The sequence below is a fragment of the Planctomycetota bacterium genome, assembly GCA_016235865.1.
Lineage (GTDB): Bacteria > Planctomycetota > MHYJ01 > JACQXL01 > JACQXL01 > JACRIK01.
Map to the genome: position 1 here is coordinate 22,308 of JACRIK010000029.1, position 12,335 is coordinate 34,642.

9 protein-coding genes are annotated in these 12,335 nt (G+C 51.6%); 3 read left to right on the forward strand and 6 right to left on the reverse strand.

Annotated elements, in window-relative coordinates; translation table 11 throughout:
* Window positions 1-9: 9 nt before the first annotated feature.
* The 3 genes from HZA49_09420 (at window position 10) to HZA49_09430 (ending at window position 3,903) form a co-directional block, all read left to right on the forward strand.
* On the forward strand, window positions 10-1,461 hold the full coding sequence (locus HZA49_09420) for a bifunctional folylpolyglutamate synthase/dihydrofolate synthase (protein MBI5779657.1): 1,452 nt from the start codon (window positions 10-12) through the stop codon (window positions 1,459-1,461).
* Between the two features lie 132 nt (window positions 1,462-1,593).
* Window positions 1,594-2,769, forward strand: a complete 1,176-nt coding sequence (locus HZA49_09425; GenBank protein ID MBI5779658.1) for a deoxyguanosinetriphosphate triphosphohydrolase — start codon at window positions 1,594-1,596, stop codon at window positions 2,767-2,769.
* 144 nt (window positions 2,770-2,913) lie between these two features.
* Window positions 2,914-3,903, forward strand: coding sequence for a TRAM domain-containing protein (locus tag HZA49_09430; GenBank protein ID MBI5779659.1), 990 nt, complete (start codon window positions 2,914-2,916; stop codon window positions 3,901-3,903).
* Window positions 3,904-4,232: 329 nt separating this feature from the next.
* On the opposite strand, the gene HZA49_09435 is transcribed toward HZA49_09430, so the two are convergent.
* The 6 genes from HZA49_09435 to HZA49_09460 all read right to left on the reverse strand — a co-directional run bounded on the left by HZA49_09435 (window position 4,233) and on the right by HZA49_09460 (window position 11,967).
* Window positions 4,233-6,509, reverse strand: coding sequence for a DNA translocase FtsK (locus HZA49_09435; GenBank protein ID MBI5779660.1), 2,277 nt, complete (start codon window positions 6,507-6,509; stop codon window positions 4,233-4,235).
* Window positions 6,510-6,611: 102 nt separating this feature from the next.
* Window positions 6,612-7,379 carry an undecaprenyl-diphosphate phosphatase gene (locus HZA49_09440; protein ID MBI5779661.1) on the reverse strand — a complete coding sequence of 256 codons (768 nt, stop codon included), beginning with the start codon at window positions 7,377-7,379 and terminating at the stop codon, window positions 6,612-6,614.
* An 86-nt stretch (window positions 7,380-7,465) separates the two neighbouring features.
* Window positions 7,466-7,978, reverse strand: coding sequence for a Fe-S cluster assembly scaffold protein NifU (gene nifU / locus HZA49_09445; protein MBI5779662.1), 513 nt, complete (start codon window positions 7,976-7,978; stop codon window positions 7,466-7,468).
* An 82-nt stretch (window positions 7,979-8,060) separates the two neighbouring features.
* A complete protein-coding gene (locus HZA49_09450; GenBank protein ID MBI5779663.1) occupies window positions 8,061-9,458 on the reverse strand; it encodes an adenylosuccinate lyase in 1,398 nt (465 codons plus the stop codon).
* 104 nt (window positions 9,459-9,562) lie between these two features.
* Window positions 9,563-10,114: a hypothetical protein gene (locus HZA49_09455; protein MBI5779664.1), complete on the reverse strand. Its 552-nt coding sequence runs from the start codon at window positions 10,112-10,114 to the stop codon at window positions 9,563-9,565.
* A gap of 110 nt (window positions 10,115-10,224) precedes the next feature.
* Complete coding sequence (locus HZA49_09460; protein ID MBI5779665.1) at window positions 10,225-11,967, reverse strand: proline--tRNA ligase; 1,743 nt, start codon at window positions 11,965-11,967, stop codon at window positions 10,225-10,227.
* Window positions 11,968-12,335 lie beyond the last annotated feature (368 nt).

Below are 12,335 nucleotides of genomic sequence, written 5' to 3' on the forward strand. Positions count from 1 at the left end.
CCTGACGCTATGCTCTACACCAAACTTAAATCCTATTCCGACGCCTATCAATATCTCTGCAGATTCACTGACTACGAACGAATGGCCAAGGTCCACTACAGCCAGACCACTTACAACCTCAAACGAATGAAGTGGCTCCTGCAGGCGCTCGGCAATCCGCAAAATAACCTGCATTGCATCCATATTGCCGGCACCAAGGGCAAGGGCTCGACCGCGCTGATGATTGCCAGGATATTATCATCTGCCGGATACCGGACCGGGCTTTACACCTCACCCCACCTGGTTGACCTGCGCGAACGGATACAGCTATGGCATAACGACAAACAAACCCTCATCCCCAAGAATGATTTCACTAACCTAATGAATCATATTGCAGATAAAACTCACTTCACCATTCGCCATTCACCATTCGCCATTGGTTCGCCCACTTTCTTTGAGACAATGACAGCCATGGCATTTTTATACTTTACACAACACAAAGTTGACTTTGCCGTAATTGAAGTCGGCCTGGGCGGACGGCTTGACGCCACCAATCTGATTACGCCGATAGCCAGTGTCATCACCAGGGTTGACCTTGACCATACCGATAAACTGGGGGATACCATAAAAGAAATCGCTCATGAGAAGGCCGGGATTATCAAACCGGGTGTTCCCGTAATAACCTTCAGGCAAATGACGCCAGCTGATAAGGTTATCAAAGAAAGTGCGAAAGCCAAAAAGGCGCCTCTTCATCTTGCAAAAATACTGCCCCATAAACTTAACCTGCTCGGCAATCATCAGCAGGAGAATTACTCGCTGGCCTGCGGCGCGATTAAACTGCTCAACTCCGCTAATTACACCAAAATAAATACAGCGGAAATAAACCGGGCGCTTAAAGAATTGGTGCTGCCCGGCAGACTGGAATTAGTCAGCCGCAAACCGGACCCCGTTAGAGGTAGGTCGCCCTTAGGCGACCGTGAATCGGTAACACCAAACTCTACTTTACCTAAAGATAATAATAAAGAAACTGTCTCAGATAAAATAAGATTTACCTCCAACGGGGCGGACATCATCCTGGACAGCGCCCATAATCCGGTTTCTATCAAGGCAACCATAGAAACAATTCAGCGCTTAAAATACCGTAAAATCATCCTGGTACTCGCCCTTTCAAAAGATAAAGACGTAAAAAAGATACTGGATATAATAACTCCTTCAGTTGATGTTATAATCCTTACCAAAACCAGCCATCCGCGCTTACTGGAGCCGAATGAATTCCTGAAATATCTACCCGAAAACACCGATCAGGTTTTTATTATTGAACCTGAGCATAAAAGGGCATTGGAAAAGGCGGTTAAATTAGCCGCTGAAGATGACCTGATTCTCATCACCGGCTCGTTCTACCTGGCCGGGGAAATAAAACGAATATTTAACACGAATCACACGAATAAAGACGAATCATACCCTTCGTTTTACTCAGGGTAAACTCATTAAATATTCTGTGAGTTTACACTGAGCGCAGCGAATGTGTCCTATTCACTTCGTGGTCACGCTTCGCTTAGTGCGTGTTTCTATTTTCCTTGACCGCTTAATACGGTTCTTGTAATATAAATCATTATGAATACTCGTAATGTCCTGGAAAAACTGGAAAACAAGCTACTGGCGCCCTATGCCATGAGGAGCGCTAACTCGCTCGGCCGCAAATATCCCGAGCCGGAGCATCCCTACCGAACCGCTTTCCAGCGGGACCGGGACCGGATTATCCACTCCACGGCCTTCCGGAGAATGGAATATAAGACCCAAGTCTTTGTCAACCACGAAGGCGACCATTACCGCACCCGCCTGACCCATACCATTGAAGTCACTCAGATTGCCCGAACCATCGGCCGGGCCCTGCGACTGAATGAAGACCTGATAGAAACCGCTGCCCTAGCCCACGACCTCGGACACACCCCTTTCGGCCACGCCGGCGAGGAGGCATTGAACCACCTGATGAAGGAATACGGCGGCTTTGAACATAATTCCCAGGGGCTTAAGGTCGTTGAATTCCTGGAACGCCGTTACCCACAATTCACCGGATTGAATCTTTCCTACGAGGTGCGGGAATCACTGATAAAACACTCCACCGCCTACGACAATGCCGAAATACCCGAGGCATACCACCCTGAATGGCAGGGACTGCTCGAGGCGCAGGTGGTGGCCATGGCTGATATGATTGCCTATGACAACCACGATTTGGACGACGGTATCCGGGCCGGCCTGATTAAATATGAAGCCCTCAAGAACTGCTCCCTCTGGCAAAAGGCCTCAGCCGGACACAAGAAGAAACTATCCCCGGCTGAGCAGGAAATGTTCCTCCGGCCCCAATCCATCATCTCGCTGATTAATATCGAGGTCAGCGATTTGGTTGAGAATACCTTGAAACTGCTCAAGAAATGTAATATCAAAAGCGTGGCTGATGTGCGGAAACACGACGAAGTGATTGTCCGGTTCTCCGATAAGATGGCCGAAGAAAGCAAGGAGCTGGAATCATTCTTATACGAGAATCTCTATAAGCATTACCGAGTGGAGCGGATGACCCAGAAGGCCAAGCGGTTTATCGAAGACCTGTTCAACGCATATTTGAGCGACCCGAAACAGCTGCCGCCCCGATACCAAAAACTGGCCCGGGAGCCGGGTTCTGACCCGGAAATGGCGCTGCGCCGGTCCATCTGCGATTATATCGCCGGCATGACCGACCGCTACGCCCAGGAAGAATATAAGAAACTATTTTATCCGTTTGAAAGAATATAATTATATAAATGGCAATCCCGACATTCGTCGGGATAACTCGCTGGGACTAAGCGAAGCGTGACTCCGAGCACCCCGCCCCGAATGCTTTCGGGGTCGGGGCGCGCAGGTCAACGACCAAGGTCTAACAGCGAGTAAGGAGTATTTATGCTATACGTTTTAAGGGCATTATTCATCGCCACCAGCGGGCTGATCGGCTGGAACATCTCCGGTAATTTCATCGGTGTTATCGTCGGCGTGTTGCTGTCCACCCTTTTCGTCCTGATAGAATTGTGGTTCACCCGCCGGTTCATCGCCACAATTTCCATCGTGATTTTCGGGCTGATTTTCGGATTCATTGTTTCCTACCTGTTTACCAATGTCGTCTTTATGCTCGGCTGGACCGAGATAATGGCCAAGGACCTGCCGGACTTTAAGTTCTGGTTCCAGTTCTCCATCACCTTCCTGTTCAGTTTCATTACAGTCATCGCCATTATCCGCAGCAAGGATGATTTCAAGTTCGTGATTCCCTTTGTGGAACTCTCGCCCAGCCATAAAAGCGGCAAGCCCTGGATTGTCGATACCAGCGTCATCATCGACGGCAGGATCGCCAGCATCCTTGAGGCCATGGCCATTGATTCCCCACTGATTGTCCCCAAGTTTGTCCTGGAAGAACTCCAGAAGGTGGCCGACTCATCGGACAAATCCAAGCGGACCAGGGGCAAATACGGGCTGGATGTCCTGGACCAGATACGCAAGAATAAGCGATTGGATATTCGGATTGACGAGGCCGAATTCCCCTACATCAAGGAAACCGACATGAAACTGGTCAAACTGTCCCAGTCGCTCAACGGCCATCTGGTCACCAACGACTTCAATCTAAATAAGGTGGCCAAATTGCAGGGTCTGGAGGTCATCAATATCAACGAACTCTCCAACGCCCTAAAACCGGTGGTCCTGCCCGGCGAGATTATAGAACTGAAGATTCTTAAACCCGGCGAAGAGCCCAAGCAGGGGGTGGGTTATCTCCAGGACGGCACCATGGTGGTAGTGGAGGGCGCCCAGCATCGCATCGGCCAGAAGGTCATGGTGACGGTCACCAGCGCCCTGCAAACCGCGGCCGGCAAGATGATTTTCGGGGAATTGGAAAGACGGTAGCCGGAAAAGTTTTCCGTCACTGCGGAAAAGTTTTCCGTGCATAAGACCGCCCTGATTTTTCGTACGAATTGCGTAAGATTCTCTATCCTGTTGATAAATAAGGGGATTGGCTAATAAACCCGTCGGATTTGCCCGGTAATCTTCAGAACTGGCATGCTAGTTGCCACTATATATATATTATCCCTCTCCGGAGTGCTTAGGCTATTTTGTCCCGTAAGGGCATAGCTTAGGTCTCCGCACTCATTCCCCCGTTCCCCGATATCTTCGGGGGGCGGGGGTTATTCATTTCAGGTAAAATATTCTTTCGCTTATGCAAGTTATGTGCGGGGTTATTGCCTTCCGGCCGTGGTTTTAGCGTTCTCCCAATCTGCCAGATTCATGATGACCTCCCTGGCCTTGCTGTTCTTATAGCCGCCGACGATACCGACCTTGGCCATCATCTCTATCAACCGGGCAGCCCGGCTGTATCCGATATTCAGCCGGCGCTGGATTAATGATACCGACCCGCGCTGGGTTTCCAACACCACCCGAACCGCGTCCTCAAATAACTCATCGTCTTCCAGATTCTCAAAGTCGCGTTTGCTTTCCAGTTCCAGCAATTCCGTATCATAGACCGGCGAACCCTGTTTCTTGAGGAAGTCCACAATGTTATGGATTTCCTTGTCGCTGACAAAGGTGCACTGGGCCCGAATCAGATCAGTCGAGGACGGTGGCAGGAAGAGCATATCGCCCTTGCCCAGCAGGCGTTCGGCGCCGTTGCGGTCCAGGATGGTCCGGGAATCCACCTTGGAAGCCACCTTGAAGGCAATCCGGGCCGGCATATTGGATTTTATCAGCCCGGTTATCACATCCACGGACGGCCGCTGGGTGGCCAATATCAGGTGAATCCCGACCGCCCTGGATTTCTGGGCCAGCCGGGTAATGGCGTTTTCCACGTCGTCCGAGGCGGCCATCATCAGGTCGGCCAGTTCGTCTATCACCACCACGATATAAGGCAGTTTGTTGGGCACGTCCACAGGTTCCTCACCTTCCTCGCTCAGCCGCTCCTTGATTTTATCGGTGGTCAACTGGTTATAAGAACTTATCTTCTTGACGCCCACCCGGAGGAGTAATTCATAGCGCTCGTCCATAGTCCGGACCAGCCACTGAAGAATCAACGGCGCCCGTTTCATATCCGTCACCACCGGCGAAATCAGGTGCGGGATATCCTTGAATGCCGACAGCTCCACCATCTTCGGGTCAATCAGCAGGAGCTTGAGTTCATCCGGCGTCCGCTTCATGAGCATGCTCAGGATGCCGCTGTCAATGCAGATGGACTTGCCCGAGCCGGTCGTGCCGGCAATCAATATGTGCGGCATCTCGTCCAGCTCGCGGACGACCGGGGTTCCGGCCGCGTCCTTGCCCAGGCACAGCGGCAGGATAAAGTCGTTATTGGTAACCAGTTCCTTCAGGCGGACAATGCCTTTATAGGTATTGGGCACGTCGATGCCGACCGTGGACTTGCCCGGAATCGGCGCCACCACCGTGACATTGGGCGATTTCAGGGCAATAGACAAATCATCTATCATCCCGGCCACCTTGTGGACGCTGATGCCGGGCGCCAGTTCTATCTCGTATTTGGTCACCACCGGCCCACGTTCAATGTTTACCACCTTGGCCTCGATGCCGAAATTGCGCAGGGTTCCTTCTATCACGACAATCCGGTCCTTGACCTCGTCGGCATTATCCGAATCCGGCATCGCCTCCGGGTCTTCCAGCAGGTCCAAGCCGGGCAGCTTGAAATTGCCGACCATAACCTCCCGAGCCTTGGCCGGCTCTCTTACCGGAGCAACCCTGGGCTTGGTCTCGGCAATCTTGCTGATTCTGGCGTCATCATCCTCTCCCGGCTCATCCTGATCAGAGCCAAAATCGCCATCTTCCACGGAAACCATGGGTGTTGTAACCGGAGCTGGCACACCGGATTTGGTCAGTTGTTTAATCATCTTATCCTGGGCGTGCTTGCGGTCAATGCCCTGGCGGAGCGCATTAATGAATCCGATGAATCTGGCGGCCATGGCGTATATAATCCGGCCGAATTTGGCGCCGACATCATAGGCCAGCCAATCCGTGGCCAAGATAATGGAAGCCCCCAAGACAAAAAGAGCCAGCAGATACGAACCGATTGAGCCAAAGGTATGGATGGTGAATCCGGCCAGAGCCGCGCCGGTCAGTCCGCCCAGGGTCTCCATCCGGCCCGAGTTAAACCCGGCCGGCGTAACCAATCCGGCTAATGACAATGCGGCGGCTATGAATATAATCAGGCACAATATCTTTAGCGGCAGGACCGAAATCTGCCGGCGCCATATCAGGAATATGCCCCAGAGCCCGACCATGGCCGCTAAAAGATATGCCACAATACCGAAAACAAGAAACAGGTTGGTGGCGAAGAAATTGCCGACCGTCCCGCCCCAGTTGCTGAAACCAACCGGCTTATCCGCGTTATAATGCCAGGCCGGGTTATCGGTTGTGCTGTGGGTAATCAAACTGAACTCTAAAAATAGGGCCAATAGTATTAAGAATACGCCGATAATGGGCCTGATGGAACGCTTGTTTTTGTCTGCAGTCATAATAAATACAATAGCGTCATAAATGGTCAAGAATAGTCAAATCCGCCTTCGGCGGGTCAGTAGGTTATCTGTACTTGACAATCCTTGACTGCTTGACGTATTTTAACGCACAAACATTACAATAAACAATCCGACTAACAGGCAATACCAGCCAAAATATGACAGGTGTCCGCGCCTGACCGTCCGAACCAGGATGCTTATTGCCAGCAGGCTTACCCCTAAACAGATGATAAAGCCGACCATTATAGGTATCGGCTGAAGTGCCCCTGAAAGTTTACCGAAATCTTTTAGTTTCAGTATTGACGCCCCGCCTATCACCGGAATAGCCAGCAGAAATGAAAACTTTATGGCGGACGAACGATCCAGGCCTTTTAATAGCCCAGTGGCTAAAGTCGTCCCTGAACGGGAAATTCCCGGGATAATCGCAATCATTTGGGCAATGCCGACCCAGAACGCCTGTTTGGGCGTGGCGCGCGCTAATGTAGTCGGCGACCCCTTCCAGTGCAATTCCGATAACAGCAGATATATGCCGGTCAATAACAATCCAATCCCGGCCACCAGTGGGCTGGCAAACAAGCGGCTTATCTGGTCGTTAAATAAATAGCCGACCAGTCCGGCCGGGATGGTCCCGATAATCACCAGCCAGAGTATCCTGGGATTAAGCACCATCTCTATGATTTCCTGATAAAAACTTATACAAATCGCCAGCAGCGAGGCCAGATGAAGGATGACAATCAGCAGAAGATTCGTCTCAGGATTGGTCATCTTAAACAGATGCTCGGCAATCACCAGATGGCCGGAACTGGAGACAGGCAGGAATTCCGTTATGCCCTGGATGATGCTCAAAATAATAATTTCCCAGAAGGTCATATATATTCTAATCCCCCTATTTCCCCCTTTGCAAAAGGGGGATTAAGGGGGATTTTGGAGGCGAAAATCCTTATTCGTGATAATCCCTATTTATTTTTATCTGCCTTCGCGCCGCAGGGCTTGCATATCTTATCGTGCGCGTCCTGTATTTCCTTCTTGCAGAACTGACAGACGCACGGCCCTTCAACCTGGGGCTCTTTGGCTGGCGCCGGAACTGACGGTGTCTTTAAACCGGACTTTTTCTTCTCATAATCCTCGATGGCCTTGGTCAGCGCCTCGGCGCCTAAGTTGGAACAGTGCATCTTATTGGGCGGCAGGCCGCCTAACTCCTTGGCCACCTCCGCCTTGGTAATCTTCTTGGCTTCTTCCAATGTCTTGCCCATCCCCATCTCAGTGACCATGCTGGAAACCGCGATGGCCGCGCCGCACCCGAAAGTCTTGAACTTGATATCGGCTAACCGGTTATCCTTAACCTTGATGTAGAATGTCATCATATCGCCGCAGACCGGATTGCCGACCTCGCCTACGCCGTCCGCATCCGGTATCTCGCCGACATTACGCGGATTCCGGAAATGGTCCATCACCTTATCACTATATATCATTCTTTGCTCCTCTTACTTGCTGTTAGGTATCCCAGAGGGAGAGCGTTACAGCAAGTTAGATCCCGCCTAATGGCGGGATTCATCTTATTATCTGCGCTACTTCCTGCCTCAAGAATTCGGCTGCCTGCTTTTCAGCCAGGCCGATGTATTTCTTTGGCTCGAGCATGTCTTTCAGATGTGGCACCACCCGGGCAAAGGCCTTATCATTCTTGAGCCGGGCCAGCAGGTCATTCTTCCCGCCCTGCTTGATATTCTTAATTACCTCCATCGAACGTTCCCTGATTCTCTGGTGCAGTTCCTGGCGGTCCGCGCCCAATTTCACCGCCTTCATCAGTATCTCCTCGGTTATCATAAATGGCAATTCCGTCTCGATGCGCCGGTTAATCACGCCTTCATAAACCGTCACGCCGGCCATGATTTTATTGTAGGTTCTGAGTATGGCGTCCGTGGCCAGGAATGCCTCGGGTATGGAAATCCGACGGTTGGCCGAGTCGTCCAGAGAACGCTCCAGCCATTGGACTGAATGGGTCAGGGCCAGGTTATCGGGCAGGAGAATGACAAACCGGGCCAGTGAGGTAATGCGCTCGCTCGAGACCGGATTCCTCTTATACGGCATGGCCGATGAACCGACCTGTTCCTTGCCGAACGGCTCTTCCAATTCGCCTAAGCCCTGCAGCAGCCGCAGGTCCTGGCTGAATTTATGGGCCGACTGGGCAATGCCTGAAAGCACGGTCAGCATCTGGTAATCCTGTTTGCGCGGATAGACCTGGCCGGTAATCGGGAAGGTCTTATCAAAACCCAGTTTCCGGGCCAATATCTTATCCAACTGCATTACCTTTTTGGCATTGCCGTTAAAGAGCGACAGGAAACTGGCCTGGGTGCCGATGGCGCCCTTGGCGCCCAAGCACTTGAGATTGAATTCCAGGTATTCCAGGTGATGAAAATCCTCCACCAAATCCTGGAGCCACATGCAGGCCCGCTTGCCCACCGTAGTCAGCAAGGCCGGCTGGAAATGGGTGAACCCGCAGCAGGGCATGCCCTTATATTTCTTCACAAAGGCGCTCAAGGATTTAATGGTCTTGACCAGTCGCGCCTTGATGAGCGCGATGGCGTTTTTATAGATTATCAAATCGGCGTTGTCCGTAACCATGGCGCTGGTGGCGCCTAAATGGATTATCGGCCGGGCCTTGGGGCACTGCTCGCCGAAGGCCTTGATATGCGCCATGATATCGTGATTGGTCCGGGTCTCCCAATCGGCTATCCGTTTATAATTAATCTTGGACTGGAACCGTTTCATCTCGGCGATTTGCTGGGCGGTCACCGGCAAGCCCAGCTGGCGCTCGGCCTCGGCCAAAGCAATCCAGATTCTGCGGTGCGTCTGAAAACGGTATTCATCGGAGAAATTATAGAGCATCTCCGGTGAGCCGTAGCGCGTGGTTAGGGGCGACTGGAATTTCTGGAATTCGTTGTTCTTCATACCTAATAAACACCTTAACACGAATCACACGAATATTAACGAATCGCACGAATAAATCAGGAATTATTCGTGTCATTCGCTCTGATTCGTCCTATTCGTGTTTACTATTTCTGTATCCCCTCAGGCAATAATTCCTTCCAATCCTGAACCTCAATGGCCGCCTTGGGCTGAGCCGCGGTCATGAACAGGAATATCGCCTGCTGGATGCGGTTGAATTTCTCCTTCAGTGGCTGGGGCAGATTATCATAGCACACGCTGTAGGCCACCCCGTTTATATCCACATTGATTACTTTAGTAAAAAAGTCGGTCCGTTTCAAGTCATTTATGTTAAATTGCGCCGGGGTCGTCTCCGGCAGCGCGAAGAATTCCTCGTGGTTGATGAACTTGAACAACTCGCCGGCCGTCTCGTCATCCACCACCATCACCCGGGGCGTATTGACCTGCTCAAAGATTTCATTCAACTTCAGCCCGGATTTCACATTCCGCTCGCCGGAAATCATGGCCACATAGATGCCGATCGGCTCCTTGGCGGACCTGCCTTGGGTCAGCTGGAAGAACGAAACCTTTATCTCGCCCGGAGAGACCGCCATGTTTGTGGCCGGACCGCCGGCGCACCCCGTTAGAAAGCCCACTACCGCTATCATTAACACCATCATTAGTATAACCCTTGCCCGAGTTCTTTCTAACGGGGCGCAGCCGGCCAATGCCAACAATAATACCGCCATACTTATTCTAAACATATTATTATACGCTTCACGCTCGGAGTTTATCCCGCCAGGAGCGGGACTAAACGCTCTGCGATGAATGCCACCGCCTTATCCAGCTCCACGCTTTCCTTCTTCCCGCTGGCCCGGGTTTTCAGGTCCACCTTCTTCTCTTTCAAACCCTTACCGATGGTAACTATCAGCGGGATACCCAGCAGATCCGCATCCTTGAATTTGATGCCCGGCGATACCTCGCGGTCGTCCCAGAGCACCTCGGTGCCCCGGTTGGTCAGCCCGTCATAGATATCCTTTGACGCCTGGAATATCTCCTCATCAGCCGGGTTAATAGAAATAATCAGCACCTGATACGGCGCCAGGGCCTCGGCCCAGATAATCCCGTTCTGGTCAAATGAATTCTCGATAGCCGCGGCAATGATGCGGTTGACGCCGATGCCGTAACAACCCATAATCATCGGATGCCGCACTCCTTTTTCGTCCAGGAACTGGGCATTAAGCGCCTGGGAATACTTGGTGCCTAACTTAAAGATATGCCCCAGTTCAATCCCGTTCAATATCTTCAACCCCGGCTTGCCGCAACCCGGACAGACATCCTTATCCGTAATCATCCGGATATCCGCGGACTGGTCTATCTTGAAATCGCGGTTGATATTGGTATTCAAAAGATGCGCATCCAACTTATTGGCGCCGGTAATGAAATCCATCAGCCCGACTACGGAATAATCAGCAATGATGGTGATATTCTTTAAGCCCACCGGGCCGGAAAACCCCACCGGGCCGTTGGTTACCTTGGCTATGGTCTTGTCATCAGCCAGTTCGCAGGACGCGGTCCCTTCGGGTTCCATCACCGGTGAATTAAGCAGTTTGGCCAGCTTGGACAGGTTCAGTTCATAATCGCCCCTCACCAGCGCCGCCACCGGTCCTTTGGAGGTATTGCAAATCATGGTCTTGACCATCTGTTCGGGCTTGGCATTGAGGAACCCGGCCAGCGCCTCGATAGTTGACTTGCCTGGGGTGGCCACTTCCTTAAGCGCCTTGAATTCCCCCTTATTAAAGGGGGATTTAGGGGGTTGTATCGTCGCCAAATCCGGATTAGAGCTATAACTGCACTGGGTGCAGGTCACGAACAGGTCTTCGCCGGCCGGAGACGGGCAGGTGAATTCATGCGAGCCGCTCCCGCCCATCAGGCCCGGGTCGGCCTCGATTATCTTATACGGAAGTTTACACCGGTCAAAGATGCGGCAATAGGCGTCATACATCTTCTTATAACTCTGGTCCAAAGACGCCGTATCCGTATGAAAGCTGTAGGCGTCCATCATCAGGAATTCCTTGCTCCGGATAATCCCGAACCTGGGCCGGAGTTCATCCCGGAACTTGGTCTGAATCTGGTATAAGGTCACCGGCAGTTGCCGGTAAGATGAAACCTCATTGGCAACGAGCGAGGTGATAATCTCTTCGTGGGTCGGCCCAAGCACATTCAGTTTCCCGGTCCGGTCTATCACCTTGAACATGTTATCGCCGAAATCCTTTAGCCGTCCGGTCTGTTCCCAGGGTTCAGGCGGATGCAGAGCCGGTAGCAACACTTCCAAAGCCCCAGCCCGGTCCATCTCCTGGCGCACTATATTAATAACCTTATTAAGGATTCTCATGCCCAGAGGCAGATAATTATAGGTGCCGGCGGCCAGTTTGCGGATTAAGCCGGCCCGCATCATCAGCTTGTGGCTGATGCTCTCGGCATCGGCCGGGTCTTCCTTGACTGTTGGTATAAAACTATTGGTCCATTTCATAAAACAATAATATATCTCTATCAGATAAAGGTCAAGGAAAAGAAATAAGTTATTGCCACTGGCGCCGAAGCGCCATGGCGCCCTAATGGCGCCAAAAGAACACAAAGGGGTCATTCCTGCGAAAGCAGGAATCCAGACGCTAATTCTTTATATTCTTCGTGTCTTAGTGCCTTAGTGGCAAATTAGTATAATTTCTCGCATTGGGAGTGGTATGTTCATAAGAGGGGCGGAGTATTTACTTACCAGACCGGGAGGGGATACTATATAGGCCGGGAGTGGGTACTGCATAGACCGGGAGAGGATACTACATGGACCGGGAGAGGATACTACATAGACCGGGAGAGGATACTACATAGACCGGGAGAGGA

Coding starts and splice junctions, on each gene's coding strand:
- HZA49_09420 (MBI5779657.1), top strand. CDS start 10: ATGCTCTACACCAAACTTAAATCCTATTCCGACGCCTATCAATATCTC.
- HZA49_09425 (MBI5779658.1), top strand. CDS start 1,594: ATGAATACTCGTAATGTCCTGGAAAAACTGGAAAACAAGCTACTGGCG.
- HZA49_09430 (MBI5779659.1), top strand. CDS start 2,914: ATGCTATACGTTTTAAGGGCATTATTCATCGCCACCAGCGGGCTGATC.
- HZA49_09435 (MBI5779660.1), bottom strand. CDS start 6,509: ATGACTGCAGACAAAAACAAGCGTTCCATCAGGCCCATTATCGGCGTA.
- HZA49_09440 (MBI5779661.1), bottom strand. CDS start 7,379: ATGACCTTCTGGGAAATTATTATTTTGAGCATCATCCAGGGCATAACG.
- HZA49_09450 (MBI5779663.1), bottom strand. CDS start 9,458: ATGAAGAACAACGAATTCCAGAAATTCCAGTCGCCCCTAACCACGCGC.
- HZA49_09455 (MBI5779664.1), bottom strand. CDS start 10,114: ATGATGGTGTTAATGATAGCGGTAGTGGGCTTTCTAACGGGGTGCGCC.
- HZA49_09460 (MBI5779665.1), bottom strand. CDS start 11,967: ATGAAATGGACCAATAGTTTTATACCAACAGTCAAGGAAGACCCGGCC.